Below are 19,636 nucleotides of genomic sequence, written 5' to 3' on the forward strand. Positions count from 1 at the left end.
TTATTCTTCTATGTGTTTTCAATCGTAAGCGTTCATTCCAAGACGTGGTTGAATCAGCTTGCCTCATGAAGTGGGCGTAATAATACCGGTGCAACCTTGTATTGTTTGGCACCATCTTCATCCAGTACGATCACCGTCTTTCGATTGATTTTTGTGACGATGCCAAACACTTGTCCATAGCGACCCTCAAACGTCACTTTCATCCCCAATCGCAATTGCATCAGCGCTTCCATGGTTTCACGCTCCTGCAACTGGTCAATGCGCTGGCAGATAGTAAGCGTGTAAGCGACAATTTACCCACGCCCTAGTTTTCTAGGATGCGGTGTGATTCCACGGCAGAAGTGCTTCGAACTGCTCGAGGGTGTCGCAGTTGGGCAGGTCTCGGAAGAGATCGGTGAGATAAGCTTGGGGTTCGAGTCCGTTGGCTTTGGCGGTTTCAATCAAGCTGTACAGCATCGCACTGGCTTTGGCGCCTTTAACCGATTGGCTAAAGAGCCAGTTCTTGCGTCCGATCGCGAAGGGACGAATGGCATTCTCAACTGGGTTGTTGTCGATATTCAATCGCCCATTCGTGGTGAAGATTTGAAGTTTTTCCCAGTTTTTTGCCAGATAGCTCAAGGCCTCACCGAGTTTGCTTTTGGGCACGGTGCTGTTGAGGCTTTTATCCAACCACGTTTTGAGCTGTTCTAAAACCCGCAGGCTTTCGGTTTGCCGGACCTTGAGTCGTTTATTTGGTGGTTGGTCTTTGATGTGTTGTTCAATTTGATAGAGCTTTTGAATGAGATTGAGTGCCATGTCCGCCTTGCCGGTTTTATTCTTAGGCAGTACTTTTTTGGCATCCATAAACTTACGTCGGGCATGGGCCCAACAACCTAGATGGGTAATCTGTTCGGTTACACCGATTTTGTGATAACCCGCATAGTCATCGGTTTGTAGGAAGCCTTTAAACTCAGGTAATAAATTCATCGCGGTTTGTGTGGTGCGATCCGGTGCATAGTCGAATAACACCACTGGGTGTTTTTGATCGCCCGTCTTGCGTACCCACATGTAACTGTGGCTCTCTGCGGTTTTCCCCACCTCATTCAACACTTGCACACGCGTTTCATCCATATGCACATAGCCACTGTCGAGCAGAGAATCTTGCAGTAGGTTGTACAGTGGCTGACAGAGTTGGGCCCCCTTGATCATCCAGTTGGCCATCGTTTGGCGTGACAGTTCGACCTCTAAACGTTCAAAGGCTTTTTCTTGACGATACAGCGGTACGCCATCTTGGTATTTCGCGGTGGCAATGTAGGCAAGTAACCCAGGGCCGGCGATGCTTTTGGGAATCGGTTGTTTGGGCATGGACGCTAACTTAAGCGAACCCTCACACCCTGGGCAGGCGTATTTTTTACGCACTAACTGACGAACAATGATTTTGGCAGGAATAATTTCTAATTGCTCAGAGACTTCTTCACCGATCTCTTTGAACTCTGAGCCACAGTCACATTTCTCACCGGCCGGTAAGCAATGTTCAACGCGTTGACGGGGAAGATTCTTTGGTAAGGGTTTACGACCGGCGTTGGATTTTGCTTTGGGTGAGGCACTCGAGGATTCATCACTCGACGCTCTCAAAGACGAATTGTCCTCGACTTCAGGCTCATTAAACAGTTCCGCTTGATCGGGGTGTTTTTCACTGCTTTTATAGAATTGACGAACCTTAAAGAACATGACTAATTCAGACAGACGACTGACTTCTTTGGCAAGCGTATCTATGTGCTGGTCTTTTTGAGCAAGTTGACTTGCTTGATGAAGGATATCTGATTGAGACTGCACGACCAACGCCTTTAAGGCCTCGATATCATCGGGTAAATCGTGAGCAGTCAGAGGTGTTTTCATGGGCGGGTAAGATACCCGAATTAGCCCACGTTGTCATAGAAAAGTGATTGATGCGGCTGTTGAAAAATATCCAAGCCATCGAGTAACTGATTAAGCTGTTTGCCTGTGACCGACACCGCTTCTTGATCGACGACTGGTGCTAACCATTTGAACTTGTGTTTCTCTAATCGCTTGTACCAGAGCACAAAACCATTGCGTTCCCAGTAGAGGAGTTTGACCTTATCGCGAGAACGGTTGCAAAACACAAACAGTGCGCCACTCATGGGAGAATGTCCCAGCTCAGCTTCCACAATGGCCGCCAGTCCATTAATGGATTTACGCATATCCACGGAATCACGATAGACAAAGACGTGTGCATCAAAGCTTGGTCTAAGCATGACGATTCAACTCGGTAATCAATTGCGCTAATTGCACCACGGAACACTCAAATGCCAATCCTTTTGCCTTGACTGCAATGCTGGTTGAGCACGGTTCAGGCTGATCGTGAATCACCATCGGCAAAAAGGCAGAAGATTCTTTGATGGGTGCTTGGCTTAAGTTTCGAAGCCTACGTCGCCAAGTATAAAAGGTTGAAATCGCCAAGCCTTGCTGCTGGCAAAATGCCCGTTGTGAAAGGCCACTGGCTTGCCAATCGTAAGCGTCCGGCAATCACCGATTGCTAGGTTGCCAATTGTGCGGTAGGAGTTGGTCGATTTGACTGGCTTTATGGGTGGGTAAGCGTTCAAGCACGTCTTTGAGATAGGCGTAAGGATCCAGACCATTGTTTTTAGCTGATTGAATCAAGCTCATAATATTCGCCGCACGTTGACCACTGCGTAGACTGCCGGCAAACAGCCAGTTCTTGCGACCTAACGCCCAAGGTCGGATTTGATTTTCTACCCAGTTATTATCGATGGGCAGGCGGCCATCTCCAAGGTATCGGCTTAAGGCATCCCAACGTTTCAAGCTATAGTGAATCGCTTTTTCCGTTGCCCCACCTTTGGGCACTTTTTCTCGATGGACCTTCAGCCATTTGAGCAGCAAGTCCATGATCGGTTTGGATTTTTGCTGCCGGATTATCTGTCGTTCCTCTGGGGCTAAGGGTTGAATCTCTTTTTCAATGGCGTAAAGTTGTCCCATTAGTTCAATGGCTTGAATGGCAATCGTGCTTTTGCCGCTTTCATGCAGTTCCACGAACTTACGACGGGCATGCGCCATACAGCCCACTTCGCTCACGCCTTGTTTAAAACTGGCTTTGTACCCAGGATAGTCATCACACACCAACAATCCTTTCCAATCCTGTAGCACCTCTCTTGCGAACTTGCCGTTTCGTCCTTCACTGAAGTGGTAATACACCGCCTTATGTTGTGCATTGGCTGGATTGGTGTAGGCCCACAGATAGGCTTTATGGGTTTTCTTATTCCCCGGCTTGAGCATGGGCACTGGGGTTTCATCGGCGTGCAAGACCGGTTGCGTCAGCAAAAAGTCTTTGAGTGCTTGAGCCACCGGTTCAAGTTGAACACCACAGACGCCGACCCATTCGGCTAAAGTGGAACTGGGTAATTTAACACCGGCCCGTTCAAAGATCTGAGCTTGACGATACAGCGGTAAGTGATCAGCGTATTTGGCGATGAGCAGATGTGCGAGTAACCCAGAGGTGGGCAGACCTTTATCAATGATTTGTGGGGGCATCGGTTTTTGAATCAGAGTTTCACAGGTATCGCACGCCCATTTGGAGCGAATATGACGTTCAACTTGAAACGTCCCGGGCAGATAATCCAGCTTTTCACTGACGTCTTCACCAATATGGCGTAATTGACAGCCACATGAACAGGTGGTGGATTCGGGATCATGACGGATGTCAAGACGAGGTAGGTGTTCGGGTAGCGGCTGACGCTTAGGTTTTTTCTTTGGTTGCGCTGTGTCGGTTTTGTCTCTAAGCGCATCCAGTTCCGATTCAATCGCGGCAATGTCGGCATCGGTCACTTCATCCAACAGTGTCATCTGTAAGGCGCTGATCTGTTCACTTTTGTGTGAGAATTTTAAACGTCTGAGATAGGCTAACTCATAGGTGAGTTGATCGATTTTAAGCTCTTTTTGTTGAATGGCTTTGGCATCGGCGGCGATGCGCTGGTCTTTTTCTTCAACCTGAACCAACAACTGCGCCGCCAGTGTTCGTAACTGGTCAGCAGAGAGTTGATGGAGGTTTGGCATTGTTTTCATGCCGCGGATTATAAAGACTAACTCAGTGATAAGGAAGTCTCGAGCCGTTGCCAAGGCAAGCCCTGCACCAGTGCCAGACATTGTTCAGGGGAGAGTGTCACGGAATCGCCCCGCCACAGCTCAGCCCAATGGAATTTACCTTGATTCAAACGTCGAGCACACAGCCAGATGCCTAAGCCATCGTGGATCAGTATCTTCATTCGATTGCCACGCTTATTGGCAAACAGATACGCATGATGGGGTTTGGCCTCACCAAACACGGCAATGACACGAGCTAATGCGGTATCGGGTCCTGCACGCATATCCATGGGTTCAGTCGCCAGCCAATAATGATCAATGCGAATCATGACTGCACCGACTTGACAAAGGCGCTTAATTTGGCCAATTCTGTGACAGGCCAGTGCACAGCAATCTTGCCTTGAGGTGCAGGCAGTTCGACCAAGAGCGTTTGAGGCGATGACGGCGGCAGATCGTTCAAGACCAGCGGAATAAATGCCGCTTGGGAAGCATGGCGCTTTTTAAGCTGACGCTTCCAGTTCTGTATTTGATTGGCATTGATGCCGTAGTCTCGAGCCACTTGTGCAATCGAGGTGTTAGGGTCCTCGCAAGCGGTCAAAACCTGCTGTTTGAATTCCCGTGAGTAGCGACGGCGAATCTTTTTGACTGTGGGAAGCGTTGATAGTGTGTCTGTCATAATAAGTGCCCATTTAAAATACGTGGGCACCTAATTATTCACAGATAAGTGTGGTTGGTAAGAGGTGTTTACCGGATAGTTACTGCCAATCGGCAATCCGCTGCACCCAAAGTTCGTGTTTGCTCATCAAAATTCACCTGTGATTGAAAACACATAGAAGAATAACGAACTTTATCCAAGAATTTTAGATGTGGGTAAATTGGCGCTTACGTAAGCGTCCGGCAATCACCGGTTGCTAGGTTGCCAATTGTGCGGTAGGAGTTGGTCGATTTGACTGGCTTTATGGGTGGGCAAGCGTTCAAGCACGTCTTTGAGATAGGCGTAAGGATCCAGGCCGTTATTCTTGGCCGATTGAATCAAGCTCATAATATTCGCCGCACGTTGACCACTGCGCAGACTGCCGGCAAACAGCCAATTCTTGCGACCTAACGCCCAAGGTCGGATTTGATTTTCCACCCAGTTATTATCGATGGGCAGGCGGCCATCTCCGAGGTATCGGCTTAAGGCATCCCAACGTTTCAGGCTATAGTGAATCACTTTTTCCGTTGCCCCACCTTTGGGCACTTTTTCTCGATGGACCTGCAGCCATTTGAGCAGCAAGTCCATAATCGGTTTGGATTTTTGCTGCCGAATGGTCTGTCGTTCCTCTGGGGCTAAGGGTTGAATCTCTTTTTCAATCGCGTAAAGTTGCCCCATTAGTTCAATGGCTTGAATGGCAATCGTGCTTTTGCCGCTTTCATGCAGTTCCACGAACTTACGACGGGCATGCGCCATGCAACCGACTTCGGTCACGCCTTGTTTAAAACTGGCTTTGTACCCAGGATAGTCATCACACACCAACAATCCTTTCCAATCCTGTAGCACCTCTCGTGCAAACTTGCCGTTTCGTCCTTCACTAAAGTGGTAATACACCGCCTTATGTTGTGCATTGGCTGGATTGGTGTAGGCCCACAGATAGGCTTTATGGGTTTTCTTATTCCCCGGCTTGAGCATGGGCACTGGGGTTTCATCGGCGTGCAAGACCGGTTGCGTCAGCAAAAAGTCTTTGAGTGCTTGAGCCACCGGTTCAAGTTGAACACCACAGACGCCGACCCATTCGGCTAAAGTGGAACTGGGTAATTTAACACCGGCCCGTTCAAAGATCTGAGCTTGACGATACAGCGGTAAGTGATCAGCGTATTTGGCGATGAGCAGATGTGCGAGTAACCCAGAGGTTGGCAGACCTTTGTCAATGATTTGTGGGGGCATCGGTTTTTGAATCAGAGTTTCACAGGCATCGCACGCCCATTTGGAGCGAATATGACGTTCCACTTGAAAGCTACCGGGCAGATAATCCAGCTTCTCACTGACGTCTTCACCAATATGGCGTAATTGACAGCCACATGAACAGGTGGTGGATTCGGGATCATGACGGATGTCAAGACGAGGTAGGTTTTCGGGTAGCGGCTGACGCTTAGGTTTTTTCTTTGGTTGCGCTGTGTCGGTTTTGTCTCTAAGCGCATCCAGTTCCGATTCAATCGCGGAAATGTCGACATCGGTCACTTCATCCAACAGTGTCATCTGTAAGGCGCTGATCTGTTCACTTTTGTGTGAGAATTTTAAACGTCTGAGATAGGCTAACTCATAGGTGAGTTGATCGATTTTAAGCTCTTTTTGTTGCAGCGCTTTGGTATTGGCCGCAATGCGTTGGTCTTTTTCTTGAAGACGAGCTTCTTGAGTCTCGACCTGAATGAATAACTGCGCCGCCAGTGTTCGTAACTGGTCGGCAGAGAGTTGATGGAGGTTTGGCATTGTTTTCATGCCGCGGATTATAAAGACTAACTCAGTGATAAGGAAGTCTCGAGCCGTTGCCAAGGCAAGCCCTGCACCAGTGCCAGACATTGTTCAGGGGAGAGTGTCACGGATTCGCCGCGCCACAGCTCAGCCCAATGGAATTTACCTTGATTCAAACGTCGAGCACACAGCCAGATGCCTAAGCCATCGTGGATCAGTATCTTCATTCGATTGCCACGCTTATTGGCAAACAGATACGCATGATGGGGTTTGGCCTCACCAAACACGGCAATGACACGAGCTAATGCGGTATCGGGTCCTGCACGCATATCCATGGGTTCAGTCGCCAGCCAATAATGATCAATGCGAATCATGACTGCACCGACTTGACAAAGGCGCTTAATTTGGCCAATTCTGTGACAGGCCAGTGCACAGCAATCTTGCCTTGAGGTGCAGGCAGTTCGACCAAGAGCGTTTGAGGCGATGACGGCGGCAGATCGTTCAAGACCAGCGGAATAAATGCCGCTTGGGAAGCATGGCGTTTTTTAAGCTGACGCTTCCAGTTCTGTATTTGATTGGCATTGATGCCGTAGTCTCGAGCCACTTGTGCAATCGAGGTGTTAGGGTCCTCGCAAGCGGTCAAAACCTGCTGATTGAATTCCCGTGAGTAGCGACGGCGAATCTTTTTGACTGTGGGAAGCGTTGATAGTGTGTCTGTCATAATAAGTGCCCATTTAAAATACGTGGGCACCTAATTATTCACAGATAAGTGTGGTTGGTAAGAGGTGTTTACCGGACGGTTACGGCAGATAAGCGTGTTCAGTTCCATTAACTGATCCAATGTCATGTCTTCAATGCGCATGAGCGTAAACCTCTGTCGCTGTGTTTTGACGGTACGGGTGGCGTGGATCAATCAGTGCACGCAGAGGGGCATCAGCGAACCGAGTTTTCCAGACGCGCGGTGTTAAATCCACAACGTCTTTGGCCGGGTGTCGGCCAATGCGTTGCAATACATCCACCAGGTAAGTGTAGGGGTTAACCTCATGTAACTTGCAGGTGCTGATCAGGCTTTGAATCAGACCCAGGTGCTCGGCCCCCAGTTCTGTCCAGCAGAACATCCAGTTTTTCCTACCCATTGGAATGGGCCGCAAGGCCCGTTCCAGGTGATTGGTGTCCGGTTGCACTTGCGGATCTTTTAAAAACACTTTCAGACTCGCTGTACGACCCAGCACATAGTTCAGCGCTTTTGTCAGCGGATCACTGGGAACCAGTTGTGGGTTATCGAGTTGCTCCTCACACCATGTGAAGAAGTGATCGACCACTGGCTTTGAATGATCCAGTCGGTACTGGCGTTTTTTCTCCTCTGTCAGGCCCTGTGTCTGAATGACTTCTTCATTCCGGTAAATCTGTGCGATCTGCTGCAAGGCATCGGTCGCTCGTTCAGGGTGCGCTTTTTGTGCGTCAATAAAGTAGCGGCGTGCATGCACCCAGCATTGAGCATGCGTAACACCCTGTTGTGTCTCAACGTAGCGCGCATAGGCCGAATACCCATCACTGAGCAGGGTGCCATTAAATTGGTCCTTGAGAACGGTTTCTATGTGCAACCGCCCTCGGGAGCTGGCATAGGTAAACACCACTTCGTCAGCATCACCATACAGCGGCCAGAACCAGCCGGATTTCATTTTACCCTTTTGTGAGCCTGTCCGGCCCTGATGACCGGCTTTGATTGGGGTCTCATCCATGGCCAGTACTCGCGAGCGCAACACATTGTCTGTCTGGGCATCGACAATCGGTTTGAGTAGATCAATGGACCGCTTGACCAGATTGGTCAGGGTGCTGCGACTGACGGTAATGCCAGCCTGCATAAGCCGTTGATGCTGTCGATACAGGGGCAGATGGAATTGGAATTTGTCGACCAACACTCCGGCGAGCAGACTGACGTCAGCCAGAGAGTTGTCGAGCACGTTCAACGGTGCGGGCGTTGTGATCAATTTTGGGTTGCAGCCCTTGCGACGGATCACCGGGCGCTCAAACTTGAGTACCACATAGCTTGAGGCGCGCTGCGCCAGACGATAAGTGGTTTTGATGGCAATGATATCGTACAGGTCCGCATCGGGACCACTGAGTTCTGGCGGTTGCTGTTCGATGACTTCCACGGGCACATCGGCGCTGAAGCGCAGACCGGTGTCGTTGAGACAATCGTCGTCACGCTGTTTTTTGCCTGTGCCGCGCTGATAGGCCTGAATGGTGCGTTTGGGTTCATCCACTGATGTGTCCGGTCGCATTGCCTGTTCACTCTGGAACAGACTGGCCTGCTGGGGCAGGTCAAACACCTGCTTTTCTGACTTGGGACCGAACAGTTGTTTTTTGAACCAGTCGAGCTGGTGTTCGAGCTTAGCGATGGTTTCTGCCTGCAAGGCTAACTGTTCACGTAGCAGCGCATTTTCCTGAGCCAGGTCTGTGGCGTCAGACGAGGCGCATAGTGGTGTGGCAGGTGATGTTGAGCCCATTGAAATCATGGGCTGTATTATACCAAATACTAACGTACTTATACCCTTTTGAAACGCTTGAATTGGCGGTATTTTTGCACTTCAATACCATCGATGAGCAGCTGCAGATCAGCAAGCGTCAGCGCATGATGGGACGCATTGGATTTGGGCACTGGGAACTGTCCCTGTTGCAGTTGTTTGGCCCACAGGCAGTAGCCGGTTCCGGTAAAATACAGCATCTTCATCTGGGTTTTACGGCGATTGATGAAGACAAAGTAGTGACCGCTGAGCGGATCTTGTTTGAGTTGGTTGCGAACCAGGGCGCTGAGGCCTTGGAAGGATTTTCGCATGTCGGTGGGCTGGGTGCACAGCCAGATACGCGCTTGACTATCGAGCCCGATCATCCGTTCTGGCTCAGTCGCAGTTCAACACCGTTGCCCAGACTTAGAACAATGTTCCAGCCAGAGTCGCTCGCGCGTGAGTCATTTATCAGTAAGCGCCAATTTACCCACATCTAAAATTCCTGAATAAAGTTCGTTATTCTTCTATGTGTTTTCAATCACAGGAGAATTTTGATGAGCAAACACGAACTTTGGGTGCAGCGGATTGCCGATTGGCAAGCCAGTGGTCTTTCACAACGGGCATTTTGCCAGCAGCAAGGCTTGGCGATTTCAACCTTTTATACTTGGCGACGTAGGCTTCGAAACTTAAGCCAAGCACCCATCAAAGAATCTTCTGCCTTTTTGCCGATGGTGATTCACGATCAGCCTGAACCGTGCTCAACCAGCATTGCAGTCAAGGCAAAAGGATTGGTATTTGAGTGTTCCGTGGTGCAATTAGCGCAATTAATCACCGAGTTGAATCGTCATGCTTAGACCAAGCTTTGATGCACACGTCTTTGTCTATCGTGATCCGGTGGATATGCGTAAATCCATTAATGGACTGGCGGCCATTGTGGAAGCTGAGCTGGGACATTCTCCCATGAATGGTGCACTGTTTGTGTTTTGCAACCGTTCTCGCGATAAGGTCAAACTCCTCTACTGGGAGCGCAATGGCTTTGTGCTCTGGTACAAGCGATTAGAGAAACACAAGTTTAAATGGCTCAATCCTCAGGAAACAAAGGATTCGATTGAAGTTACCGGCAAACAGCTCAATCAGTTACTCGATGGCTTGGATATTTTTCAACAGCCGCATCAATCACTTTTCTATGACAACGTGGGCTAATTCGGGTATCTTACCCGCCCATGAAGAAACGCCTCTCTGCTAAAGATTTACCCGATGATATCGACGCCTTAAAAGCCTTGGTTTTGCAAAAAGACCAGCAAATCGACACCTTATCAACGGAAGTCAGTCGTCTGTCTGAATTAGTCATGTTCTTTAAGGTTCGTCAATTCTATAAAAGCAGTGAAAAACACCCCGATCAAGCGGAACTGTTTAATGAACCCGAAGTCGAGGACAATTCGTCTTTGAGAGCGTCGAGTGATGAATCCTCGAGTGACTCACCCAAAGCAAAATCCAACGCCGGTCGTAAACCCTTACCAAAGAATCTTCCCCGTCAACGCGTTGAACATTGCTTACCGGCCGGTGAGAAATGTGACTGTGGCTCAGAGTTCAAAGAGATCGGTGAAGAAGTCTCTGAGCAATTAGAAATTATTCCTGCCAAAATCATTGTTCGTCAGTTAGTGCGTAAAAAATACGCCTGCCCATGTTGTGAGGGTTCGCTTAAGTTAGCGTCCATGCCCAAACAGCCGATTCCCAAAAGCATCGCCGGTCCGGGATTAATGGCCTACATTGCCACCGCGAAATACCAAGATGGCGTACCGCTGTATCGTCAAGAAAAAGCCTTTGAACGTTTAGAGGTCGAACTGTCACGCCAAACGATGGCCAACTGGATGATTAAGGGGGCCCAACTCTGCCAGCCTCTGTACAACCTGATGCAAGATTCTCTGCTGGACAGTGGCTATGTGCACATGGATGAAACGCGTGTGCAAGTGCTCAATGAGGTGGGGAAAACCGCAGAGAGCCACAGTTACATGTGGGTACGCAAGACGGGTGATCAAAAACACCCAGTGGTGTTATTCGACTATTCACCGGATCGCACCGCACAAACCGCCCTGAATTTACTGCCTGAGTTTAAAGGCTTCCTACAAACCGATGACTATGCGGGTTATCACAAAATCGGTGCAATGGAACAGATTACCCATCTAGGTTGTTGGGCCCATGCCCGACGTAAGTTTATGGATGCCAAAAAAGTACTGCCTAAGAATAAAACCGGCAAGGCGGACATGGCACTCAATCTCATTCAAAAGCTCTATCAAATTGAACAACACATCAAAGACCAACCACCAAATAAACGACTCAAGGTCCGGCAAACCGAAAGCCTGCGGGTTTTAGAACAGCTCAAAACGTGGTTGGATAAAAGCCTCAACAGCACCGTGCCCAAAAGCAAACTCGGTGAGGCCTTGAGCTATCTGGCAAAAAACTGGGAAAAACTTCAAATCTTCACCACGAATGGGCGATTGAATATCGACAACAACCCAGTTGAGAATGCCATTCGTCCCTTCGCGATCGGACGCAAGAACTGGCTCTTTAGCCAATCGGTTAAAGGCGCCAAAGCCAGTGCGATGCTGTACAGCTTGATTGAAACCGCCAAAGCCAACGGACTCGAACCCCAAGCTTATCTCACTCATCTTTTCCGAGACCTGCCCAACTGCGACACCCTCGAGCAGTTCGAAGCACTTCTGCCGTGGAATCACACCGCATCCTAGAAAACTAGGGTGTGGGTAAATTGTCGCTTACATTTATCACTGAGGACAGATCCAGAAAACTGGATTCACTGGATGCTGAATCGTCGCTCTCGTCTGGTTTTTCAGATAAGCGTTTGCGCCAGTTGCAAAAACTGGCATAGCCAACTTTTTGTTGCTGGCAAAACTGTCGGGCTGACAAGCCACTGTGATGTTGCTGATCAACCAGGACTTGCCATTGGTCGGCAGTGCGGCGCTTTGTTGTCATGAATGTAACCTCCTGTTGGTGAGTGAGAGGTTACTGTAGCGGGAAATTCATTGCCGTGGCAGGACGTCCTGGAATGAACGCTTACGATTATAAAGACTAACTCAGTGATAAGGAAGTCTCGAGCCGTTGCCAAGGCAAGCCCTGCACCAGTGCCAGACATTGTTCAGGGGAGAGTGTCACGGATTCGCCCCGCCACAGTTCAGCCCAATGGAATTTACCTTGATTCAAACGTCGAGCACAGAGCCAGATGCCTAAGCCATCGTGGACCAATAACTTCATTCGATTGCCGCGCTTATTGGCAAACAGATACGCATGATGGGGTTTGGCCTCACCAAACACGGCAATGACACGAGCTAATGCGGTATCGGGTCCTGCACGCATATCCATGGGTTCAGTCGCCAGCCAATAATGATCAATGCGAATCATGACTGCACCGACTTGACAAAGGCGCTTAATTTGGCCAATTCTGTGACGGGCCAGTGCACAGCAATCTTGCCTTGAGGTGCAGGCAGTTCGACCAAGAGCGTTTGAGGCGATGACGGCGGCAGATCGTTCAAGACCAGCGGAATAAATGCCGCTTGGGAGGCATGGCGTTTTTTAAGCTGACGCTTCCAGTTTTGTATTTGATTGGCGTTGATGCCGTAGTCCCGAGCCACTTGTGCAATCGAGGTGTTAGGGTCCTCGCAAGCGGTCAAAACCTGCTGTTTGAATTCCCGTGAGTAGCGACGGCGAATCTTTTTGACTGTGGGAAGCGTTGATAGTGTGTCTGTTATAATAAGTGCCCATTTAAAATACGTGGGCACCTAATTATTCACAGATAAGTATGGTTGGTAAGAGGTGTTTACCAGATAGTTACGTAAGCGACAATTTACCCACACCCTAGTTTTCTAGGATGCGGTGTGATTCCACGGCAGAAGTGCTTCGAACTGCTCGAGGGTGTCGCAGTTGGCGAGGTTTCGGAAAAGATGAGTGAGATAAGCTTGGGGTTCGAGTCCGTTGGCTTTGGCGGTTTCAATCAAGCTGTACAGCATCGCACTGGCTTTGGCGCCTTTAACCGATTGGCTAAAGAGCCAGTTCTTGCGTCCGATCGCGAAGGGACGAATGGCATTCTCAACCGGGTTGTTGTCGATATTCAATCGCCCATTCGTGGTGAAGATTTGAAGCTTTTCCCAGTTTTTTGCCAGATAGCTCAAGGCCTCACCGAGTTTGCTTTTGGGCACGGTGCTGTTGAGGCTTTTATCCAACCACGTTTTGAGCTGTTCTAAAACCCGCAGGCTTTCGGTTTGCCGGACCTTGAGTCGTTTATTTGGTGGTTGGTCTTTGATGTGTTGTTCAATTTGATAGAGCTTTTGAATGAGATTGAGTGCCATGTCCGCCTTGCCGGTTTTATTCTTAGGCAGTACTTTTTTGGCATCCATAAACTTACGTCGGGCATGGGCCCAACAACCTAGATGGGTAATCTGTTCCATTGCACCGATTTTGTGATAACCCGCATAGTCATCGGTTTGTAGGAAGCCTTTAAACTCAGGCAGTAAATTCAGGGCGGTTTGTGCGGTGCGATCCGGTGAATAGTCGAATAACACCACTGGGTGTTTTTGATCACCCGTCTTGCGTACCCACATGTAACTGTGGCTCTCTGCGGTTTTCCCCACCTCATTGAGCACTTGCACACGCGTTTCATCCATGTGCACATAGCCACTGTCCAGCAGAGAATCTTGCATCAGGTTGTACAGAGGCTGGCAGAGTTGGGCCCCCTTAATCATCCAGTTGGCCATCGTTTGGCGTGACAGTTCGACCTCTAAACGTTCAAAGGCTTTTTCTTGACGATACAGCGGTACGCCATCTTGGTATTTCGCGGTGGCAATGTAGGCCATTAATCCCGGACCGGCGATGCTTTTGGGAATCGGCTGTTTGGGCATGGACGCTAACTTAAGCGAACCCTCACAACATGGGCAGGCGTATTTTTTACGCACTAACTGACGAACAATGATTTTGGCAGGAATAATTTCTAATTGCTCAGAGACTTCTTCACCGATCTCTTTGAACTCTGAGCCACAGTCACATTTCTCACCGGCCGGTAAGCAATGTTCAACGCGTTGACGGGGAAGATTCTTTGGTAAGGGTTTACGACCGGCGTTGGATTTTGCTTTGGGTGAGTCACTCGAGGATTCATCACTCGACGCTCTCAAAGACGAATTGTCCTCGACTTCGGGTTCATTAAACAGTTCCGCTTGATCGGGGTGTTTTTCACTGCTTTTATAGAATTGACGAACCTTAAAGAACATGACTAATTCAGACAGACGACTGACTTCCGTTGATAAGGTGTCGATTTGCTGGTCTTTTTGCAAAACCAAGGCTTTTAAGGCGTCGATATCATCGGGTAAATCTTTAGCAGAGAGGCGTTTCTTCATGGGCGGGTAAGATACCCGAATTAGCCCACGTTGTCATAGAAAAGTGATTGATGCGGCTGTTGAAAAATATCCAAGCCATCGAGTAACTGATTGAGCTGTTTGCCGGTAACTTCAATCGAATCCTTTGTTTCCTGAGGATTGAGCCATTTAAACTTGTGTTTCTCTAATCGCTTGTACCAGAGCACAAAGCCATTGCGCTCCCAGTAGAGGAGTTTGACCTTATCGCGAGAACGGTTGCAAAACACAAACAGTGCACCATTCATGGGAGAATGTCCCAGCTCAGCTTCCACAATGGCCGCCAGTCCATTAATGGATTTACGCATATCCACCGGATCACGATAGACAAAGACGTGTGCATCAAAGCTTGGTCTAAGCATGACGATTCAACTCGGTGATTAATTGCGCTAATTGCACCACGGAACACTCAAATACCAATCCTTTTGCCTTGACTGCAATGCTGGTTGAGCACGGTTCAGGCTGATCGTGAATCACCATCGGCAAAAAGGCAGAAGATTCTTTGATGGGTGCTTGGCTTAAGTTTCGAAGCCTACGTCGCCAAGTATAAAAGGTTGAAATCGCCAAGCCTTGCTGCTGGCAAAATGCCCGTTGTGAAAGACCACTGGCTTGCCAATCGGCAATCCGCTGCACCCAAAGTTCGTGTTTGCTCATCAAAATTCTCCTGTGATTGAAAACACATAGAAGAATAACGAACTTTATTCAGGAATTTTAGATGTGGGTAAATTGGCGCTTACTGATAAATGACTCACGCGCGAGCGACTCTGGCTGGAACATTGTTCTAAGTCTGGGCAACGGTGTTGAACTGCGACTGAGCCAGAACGGATGATCGGGCTCGATAGTCAAGCGCGTATCTGGCTGTGCACCCAGCCCACCGACATGCGAAAATCCTTCCAAGGCCTCAGCGCCCTGGTTCGCAACCAACTCAAACAAGATCCGCTCAGCGGTCACTACTTTGTCTTCATCAATCGCCGTAAAACCCAGATGAAGATGCTGTATTTTACCGGAACCGGCTACTGCCTGTGGGCCAAACAACTGCAACAGGGACAGTTCCCAGTGCCCAAATCCAATGCGTCCCATCATGCGCTGACGCTTGCTGATCTGCAGCTGCTCATCGATGGTATTGAAGTGCAAAAATACCGCCAATTCAAGCGTTTCAAAAGGGTATAAGTACGTTAGTATTTGGTATAATACAGCCCATGATTTCAATGGGCTCAACATCACCTGCCACACCACTATGCGCCTCGTCTGACGCCACAGACCTGGCTCAGCAAAATGCGCTGCTACGTGAACAGTTAGCCTTGCAGGCAGAAACCATCGCTAAGCTCGAACACCAGCTCGACTGGTTCAAAAAACAACTGTTCGGTCCCAAGTCAGAAAAGCAGGTGTTTGACCTGCCCCAGCAGGCCAGTCTGTTCCAGAGTGAACAGGCAATGCGACCGGACACATCAGTGGATGAACCCAAACGCACCATTCAGGCCTATCAGCGCGGCACAGGCAAAAAACAGCGTGACGACGATTGTCTCAACGACACCGGTCTGCGCTTCAGCGCCGATGTGCCCGTGGAAGTCATCGAACAGCAACCGCCAGAACTCAGTGGTCCCGATGCGGACCTGTACGATATCATTGCCATCAAAACCACTTATCGTCTGGCGCAGCGCGCCTCAAGCTATGTGGTACTCAAGTTTGAGCGCCCGGTGATCCGTCGCAAGGGCTGCAACCCAAAATTGATCACAACGCCCGCACCGTTGAACGTGCTCGACAACTCTCTGGCTGACGTCAGTCTGCTCGCCGGAGTGTTGGTCGACAAATTCCAATTCCATCTGCCCCTGTATCGACAGCATCAACGGCTTATGCAGGCTGGCATTACCGTCAGTCGCAGCACCCTGACCAATCTGGTCAAGCGGTCCATTGATCTACTCAAACCGATTGTCGATGCCCAGACAGACAATGTGTTGCGCTCGCGAGTACTGGCCATGGATGAGACCCCAATCAAAGCCGGTCATCAGGGCCGGACAGGCTCACAAAAGGGTAAAATGAAATCCGGCTGGTTCTGGCCGCTGTATGGTGATGCTGACGAAGTGGTGTTTACCTATGCCAGCTCCCGAGGGCGGTTGCACATAGAAACCGTTCTCAAGGACCAATTTAATGGCACCCTGCTCAGTGATGGGTATTCGGCCTATGCGCGCTACGTTGAGACACAACAGGGTGTTACGCATGCTCAATGCTGGGTGCATGCACGCCGCTACTTTATTGACGCACAAAAAGCGCACCCTGAACGAGCGACCGATGCCTTGCAGCAGATCGCACAGATCTACCGGAATGAAGAAGTCATTCAGACACAGGGCCTGACAGACGAGAAAAAACGTCAGTACCGACTGGATCATTCAAAGCCAGTGGTCGATCACTTCTTCACATGGTGTGAGGAGCAACTCGATAACCCACAACTGGTTCCCAGTGATCCGCTGACAAAAGCGCTGAACTATGTGCTGGGTCGTACAGCGAGTCTGAAAGTGTTTTTAAAAGATCCGCAAGTGCAACCGGACACCAATCACCTGGAACGGGCCTTGCGGCCCATTCCAATGGGTAGGAAAAACTGGATGTTCTGCTGGACAGAACTGGGGGCCGAGCACCTGGGTCTGATTCAAAGCCTGATCAGCACCTGCAAGTTACATGAGGTTAACCCCTACACTTACCTGGTGGATGTATTGCAACGCATTGGCCGACACCCGGCCAAAGACGTTGTGGATTTAACACCGCGCGTCTGGAAAACTCGGTTCGCTGATGCCCCTCTGCGTGCACTGATTGATCCACGCCACCCGTACCGTCAAAACACAGCGACAGAGGTTTACGCTCATGCGCATTGAAGACATGACATTGGATCAGTTAATGGAACTGAACACGCTTATCTGCCAGCGCATTGACCAGTTGCAGGAGCGTGAAACCATGGAAGCGCTGATGCAATTGCGATTGGGGATGAAAGTGACGTTTGAGGGTCGCTATGGACAAGTGTTTGGCATCGTCACAAAAATCAATCGAAAGACGGTGATCGTACTGGATGAAGATGGTGCCAAACAATACAAGGTTGCACCGGTATTATTACGCCCACTTCATGAGGCAAGCTGATTCAACCACGTCTTGGAATGAACGCTTACGTTGCATGGCGCATGCCCGTCGCAAGTTGGTGGAGCTGCATGAAAGTGGCAAAAGCACGATTGCCATTCAAGCCATCGACATGATGGGGCAACTCTACGCGATTGAAAAAGACCTTCAATCCTTGCCACCAGAGGAACGACAGACCATTCGACAGCAAAAATCCAAACCGATTATGGACCTGCTGCTCAAATGGTTGCAGGTCCATCGAGAAAAAGTGCCCAAAGGTGGGGCAACGGAAAAAGCGATTCACTATAGCCTGAAACGTTGGGATGCCTTAAGCCGATACCTTGGAGATGGCCGCCTGCCCATCGATAATAACTGGGTGGAAAATCAAATCCGACCTTGGGCGTTAGGTCGCAAGAACTGGCTGTTTGCCGGCAGTCTGCGCAGTGGTCAGCGTGCCGCGAATATTATGAGCTTGATTCAATCGGCCAAGAATAACGGCCTGGATCCTTACGCCTATCTCAAAGACGTGCTTGAACGCTTGCCCACCCATAAAGCCAGTCAAATCGACCAACTCCTGCCGCACAATTGGCAACCTAGCAACCGGTGATTGCCGGACGCTTACTTTGAGATAGACATAAGGCTCGAGATCATTGTTTTTAGCTGATTGAATCAAGTTCATAATGCTGGCTGCACGTTGACCACTGCGCAGGCTGCCTATCTAGAGCCAATTCTTGGGTCTTAACGTCTAAGGACGGTTACTGTGATTGAGTTCATTTTGAATGACCACAAGTAAAAAGGCAGAGTTGCCTTTAGGTGGTTGGGCTTGACAGATTTTGGTCAACCAAGATCGTTGACCAAATAGAGAAAAGATTAATGGGTATTTTTTTTTCGAATGGTTTCGATGCTTATTTTTGTGCTTAAAGCGGCGATATACATCAATGTCATGGTAAATAAACTAAAGAGAACCATTTGGTAAATACTAAGTTGTTGCAGTTGGATAACACTGTTATCAAGTTGGAAGAAAATATTAAACCAAATTGCCAATAGACCCGTGGTGAGTATAAGAAGAACGCATCCGTGAATTGAACATTTAGAAAACATAATCAAATTCCTTCTATTGAAGATTTTGGTTGGTAAAAATACGTGCTAGATTGATTAAATATAGTATGCGTACTTTTTCATATTGTGTAAAGTTGAATTTGAAGACTATTTTACGGAGCGTGGTTAAATTTTACTCTTTGTTAGTATGTTTATCTGTTGCGGTTGCTTGTTTGAGCAGGTAAAGCAATTTGTTTTGAGTGATAAGGGATGAAGGTTGTATAAATTATGAACTGTGGGGAGGAATCTAACTGATAGCTATGTGTGTAAAAAACCACCATTTACCCTTGAAATGGCTAAATGGTGGTTTCTATTTTTGGCTCTTTTGCGGTAAACGCTTAACGATTTGCGAAATATTTATCATAATGGAAAATATAGTCGGCGGTGGTAAGTGGCAAATGGCAGCTACGGCAACCGTCATATCCGGTGTCTAGTTTATTGCCTTTGCCATCAAAAGCGCTGTAGGTCCAGTCGCCAGTTTGTAATCCAGCAGGTGCATGTTTACCATTACCGGCATTTTTATACATCACAAAGACTTTTTGTAGTTCGCCTTTGGTCATAGAGCCAGCTGTTCCGGAAGCACCGTAGATTTCCATTACCGTGACTGTGCCGTTAGCAAACGGTTGACCTTTTTGCGCTTTCGCACCGATATCATTAATGTAAATATCACGAATGTGTCCAGATTTCTTTTCGATACCGCTTAAAAACGTATCCCATTGCTTATAGTCTGGCATTGACATAGTGCCATCTTTTGCACCATTGGCTTGAACGGCGCCACTGAATGCGATGCCTGCGAACACGGCAGATAGAGCTAGGGCTTTAAATTTAAAAATTGACTGTTTCATCGGATTAACTCTCCTCGATTTTTATATAAGAGCATGAAAATACTGTGACATTTCAAGGTATCTTCAAATCGGATACGTAAACAAGATGTGATTAGATGCAATAAAATTTAAAAAATA

26 protein-coding genes are annotated in these 19,636 nt (G+C 48.7%); 7 read left to right on the forward strand and 19 right to left on the reverse strand.

What is annotated here, in order from left to right; all coding sequences use genetic code 11:
- Positions 1-53: 53 nt before the first annotated feature.
- The 12 genes from HRR27_RS05020 to tnpB (HRR27_RS05075) form a co-directional block, all read right to left on the reverse strand.
- Positions 54-233, reverse strand: coding sequence for a hypothetical protein (locus HRR27_RS05020; RefSeq protein ID WP_243830887.1), 180 nt, complete (start codon positions 231-233; stop codon positions 54-56).
- 79 nt (positions 234-312) lie between these two features.
- Positions 313-1,878, reverse strand: a complete 1,566-nt coding sequence (tnpC, locus tag HRR27_RS05025; protein ID WP_173271492.1) for an IS66 family transposase — start codon at positions 1,876-1,878, stop codon at positions 313-315.
- A gap of 20 nt (positions 1,879-1,898) precedes the next feature.
- Positions 1,899-2,255, reverse strand: a complete 357-nt coding sequence (gene tnpB / locus HRR27_RS05030; protein WP_173270780.1) for an IS66 family insertion sequence element accessory protein TnpB — start codon at positions 2,253-2,255, stop codon at positions 1,899-1,901.
- Positions 2,248-2,526 carry an IS66 family insertion sequence element accessory protein TnpA gene (gene tnpA, locus HRR27_RS05035; protein WP_173271494.1) on the reverse strand — a complete coding sequence of 93 codons (279 nt, stop codon included), beginning with the start codon at positions 2,524-2,526 and terminating at the stop codon, positions 2,248-2,250. The genes tnpB (HRR27_RS05030) and tnpA (HRR27_RS05035) overlap by 8 nt, the downstream gene beginning before the upstream one ends.
- Positions 2,527-4,080 (reverse strand): IS66 family transposase, encoded by a 1,554-nt coding sequence (gene tnpC, locus HRR27_RS05040; RefSeq protein ID WP_173269099.1) that lies wholly within the window; start codon positions 4,078-4,080, stop codon positions 2,527-2,529.
- Between the two features lie 17 nt (positions 4,081-4,097).
- Entirely contained in the window at positions 4,098-4,427 is a 330-nt protein-coding gene (gene tnpB / locus HRR27_RS05045; protein ID WP_173269097.1) for an IS66 family insertion sequence element accessory protein TnpB, read from the reverse strand.
- Positions 4,424-4,774: a transposase gene (locus tag HRR27_RS05050; RefSeq protein WP_173269095.1), complete on the reverse strand. Its 351-nt coding sequence runs from the start codon at positions 4,772-4,774 to the stop codon at positions 4,424-4,426. Before HRR27_RS05050 ends, tnpB (HRR27_RS05045) begins: the two co-directional genes overlap by 4 nt.
- 225 nt (positions 4,775-4,999) lie before the next feature.
- Positions 5,000-6,574, reverse strand: coding sequence for an IS66 family transposase (gene tnpC, locus HRR27_RS05055; RefSeq protein ID WP_173271496.1), 1,575 nt, complete (start codon positions 6,572-6,574; stop codon positions 5,000-5,002).
- Between the two features lie 17 nt (positions 6,575-6,591).
- Positions 6,592-6,921 (reverse strand): IS66 family insertion sequence element accessory protein TnpB, encoded by a 330-nt coding sequence (tnpB, locus tag HRR27_RS05060; RefSeq protein ID WP_173271498.1) that lies wholly within the window; start codon positions 6,919-6,921, stop codon positions 6,592-6,594.
- Complete coding sequence (locus tag HRR27_RS05065; protein WP_173271500.1) at positions 6,918-7,268, reverse strand: transposase; 351 nt, start codon at positions 7,266-7,268, stop codon at positions 6,918-6,920. The genes tnpB (HRR27_RS05060) and HRR27_RS05065 overlap by 4 nt, the downstream gene beginning before the upstream one ends.
- 130 nt (positions 7,269-7,398) lie before the next feature.
- Positions 7,399-9,057, reverse strand: coding sequence for an IS66 family transposase (tnpC, locus tag HRR27_RS05070; RefSeq protein WP_173271502.1), 1,659 nt, complete (start codon positions 9,055-9,057; stop codon positions 7,399-7,401).
- Between the two features lie 38 nt (positions 9,058-9,095).
- Entirely contained in the window at positions 9,096-9,440 is a 345-nt protein-coding gene (gene tnpB / locus HRR27_RS05075) for an IS66 family insertion sequence element accessory protein TnpB (RefSeq protein ID WP_173271188.1), read from the reverse strand.
- 171 nt (positions 9,441-9,611) lie between these two features.
- Here tnpB (HRR27_RS05075) and tnpA (HRR27_RS05080) point away from each other — a divergent pair, with 171 nt between their 5' ends.
- From tnpA (HRR27_RS05080) to tnpC (HRR27_RS05090), 3 genes are read left to right on the forward strand one after another with little or no spacing between them, the layout of a single operon-like run.
- The gene (tnpA, locus tag HRR27_RS05080) at positions 9,612-9,911 is read left to right on the forward strand and encodes an IS66 family insertion sequence element accessory protein TnpA (protein WP_173271184.1); all 300 of its coding nucleotides are present in this window, start codon (positions 9,612-9,614) and stop codon (positions 9,909-9,911) included.
- On the forward strand, positions 9,904-10,260 hold the full coding sequence (gene tnpB, locus HRR27_RS05085; RefSeq protein WP_173271504.1) for an IS66 family insertion sequence element accessory protein TnpB: 357 nt from the start codon (positions 9,904-9,906) through the stop codon (positions 10,258-10,260). The genes tnpA (HRR27_RS05080) and tnpB (HRR27_RS05085) overlap by 8 nt, the downstream gene beginning before the upstream one ends.
- 20 nt (positions 10,261-10,280) lie before the next feature.
- Positions 10,281-11,804, forward strand: coding sequence for an IS66 family transposase (gene tnpC / locus HRR27_RS05090; protein ID WP_173271506.1), 1,524 nt, complete (start codon positions 10,281-10,283; stop codon positions 11,802-11,804).
- 4 nt (positions 11,805-11,808) lie between these two features.
- On the opposite strand, the gene tnpA (HRR27_RS05095) is transcribed toward tnpC (HRR27_RS05090), so the two are convergent.
- The 6 genes from tnpA (HRR27_RS05095) to tnpA (HRR27_RS05120) all read right to left on the reverse strand — a co-directional run bounded on the left by tnpA (HRR27_RS05095) (position 11,809) and on the right by tnpA (HRR27_RS05120) (position 15,128).
- Positions 11,809-12,048: an IS66 family insertion sequence element accessory protein TnpA gene (gene tnpA / locus HRR27_RS05095; protein ID WP_173271508.1), complete on the reverse strand. Its 240-nt coding sequence runs from the start codon at positions 12,046-12,048 to the stop codon at positions 11,809-11,811.
- Positions 12,049-12,144: 96 nt separating this feature from the next.
- The gene (tnpB, locus tag HRR27_RS05100) at positions 12,145-12,474 is read right to left on the reverse strand and encodes an IS66 family insertion sequence element accessory protein TnpB (protein ID WP_173271510.1); all 330 of its coding nucleotides are present in this window, start codon (positions 12,472-12,474) and stop codon (positions 12,145-12,147) included.
- Positions 12,471-12,851, reverse strand: a complete 381-nt coding sequence (locus tag HRR27_RS05105; RefSeq protein WP_173271512.1) for a transposase — start codon at positions 12,849-12,851, stop codon at positions 12,471-12,473. The genes tnpB (HRR27_RS05100) and HRR27_RS05105 overlap by 4 nt, the downstream gene beginning before the upstream one ends.
- Before the next feature lie 84 nt (positions 12,852-12,935).
- Positions 12,936-14,459 carry an IS66 family transposase gene (gene tnpC, locus HRR27_RS05110; RefSeq protein WP_173271514.1) on the reverse strand — a complete coding sequence of 508 codons (1,524 nt, stop codon included), beginning with the start codon at positions 14,457-14,459 and terminating at the stop codon, positions 12,936-12,938.
- Between the two features lie 20 nt (positions 14,460-14,479).
- Entirely contained in the window at positions 14,480-14,836 is a 357-nt protein-coding gene (tnpB, locus tag HRR27_RS05115; protein ID WP_173271504.1) for an IS66 family insertion sequence element accessory protein TnpB, read from the reverse strand.
- A complete protein-coding gene (gene tnpA, locus HRR27_RS05120) occupies positions 14,829-15,128 on the reverse strand; it encodes an IS66 family insertion sequence element accessory protein TnpA (protein WP_173271184.1) in 300 nt (99 codons plus the stop codon). The genes tnpB (HRR27_RS05115) and tnpA (HRR27_RS05120) overlap by 8 nt, the downstream gene beginning before the upstream one ends.
- 171 nt (positions 15,129-15,299) lie before the next feature.
- Here tnpA (HRR27_RS05120) and tnpB (HRR27_RS05125) point away from each other — a divergent pair, with 171 nt between their 5' ends.
- Genes tnpB (HRR27_RS05125) through tnpC (HRR27_RS05140) form a run of 4 tightly spaced genes read left to right on the forward strand, consistent with a single transcriptional unit; the run spans position 15,300 to position 18,183 of the window.
- Positions 15,300-15,644, forward strand: a complete 345-nt coding sequence (tnpB, locus tag HRR27_RS05125) for an IS66 family insertion sequence element accessory protein TnpB (protein ID WP_173271188.1) — start codon at positions 15,300-15,302, stop codon at positions 15,642-15,644.
- A 38-nt stretch (positions 15,645-15,682) separates the two neighbouring features.
- Entirely contained in the window at positions 15,683-17,341 is a 1,659-nt protein-coding gene (gene tnpC / locus HRR27_RS05130) for an IS66 family transposase (RefSeq protein ID WP_173271516.1), read from the forward strand.
- Complete coding sequence (locus HRR27_RS05135; protein ID WP_173271192.1) at positions 17,331-17,600, forward strand: hypothetical protein; 270 nt, start codon at positions 17,331-17,333, stop codon at positions 17,598-17,600. The genes tnpC (HRR27_RS05130) and HRR27_RS05135 overlap by 11 nt, the downstream gene beginning before the upstream one ends.
- Complete coding sequence (tnpC, locus tag HRR27_RS05140; protein WP_425086068.1) at positions 17,539-18,183, forward strand: IS66 family transposase; 645 nt, start codon at positions 17,539-17,541, stop codon at positions 18,181-18,183. Before HRR27_RS05135 ends, tnpC (HRR27_RS05140) begins: the two co-directional genes overlap by 62 nt.
- An 829-nt stretch (positions 18,184-19,012) precedes the next feature.
- On the opposite strand, the gene HRR27_RS05150 is transcribed toward tnpC (HRR27_RS05140), so the two are convergent.
- Complete coding sequence (locus HRR27_RS05150) at positions 19,013-19,519, reverse strand: cytochrome P460 family protein (protein WP_173271520.1); 507 nt, start codon at positions 19,517-19,519, stop codon at positions 19,013-19,015.
- Between the last annotated feature and the right edge of the window lie 117 nt (positions 19,520-19,636).

It is taken from the genome of Thiosulfatimonas sediminis, from assembly GCF_011398355.1.
Classification (GTDB): domain Bacteria; phylum Pseudomonadota; class Gammaproteobacteria; order Thiomicrospirales; family Thiomicrospiraceae; genus Thiomicrorhabdus; species Thiomicrorhabdus sediminis_A.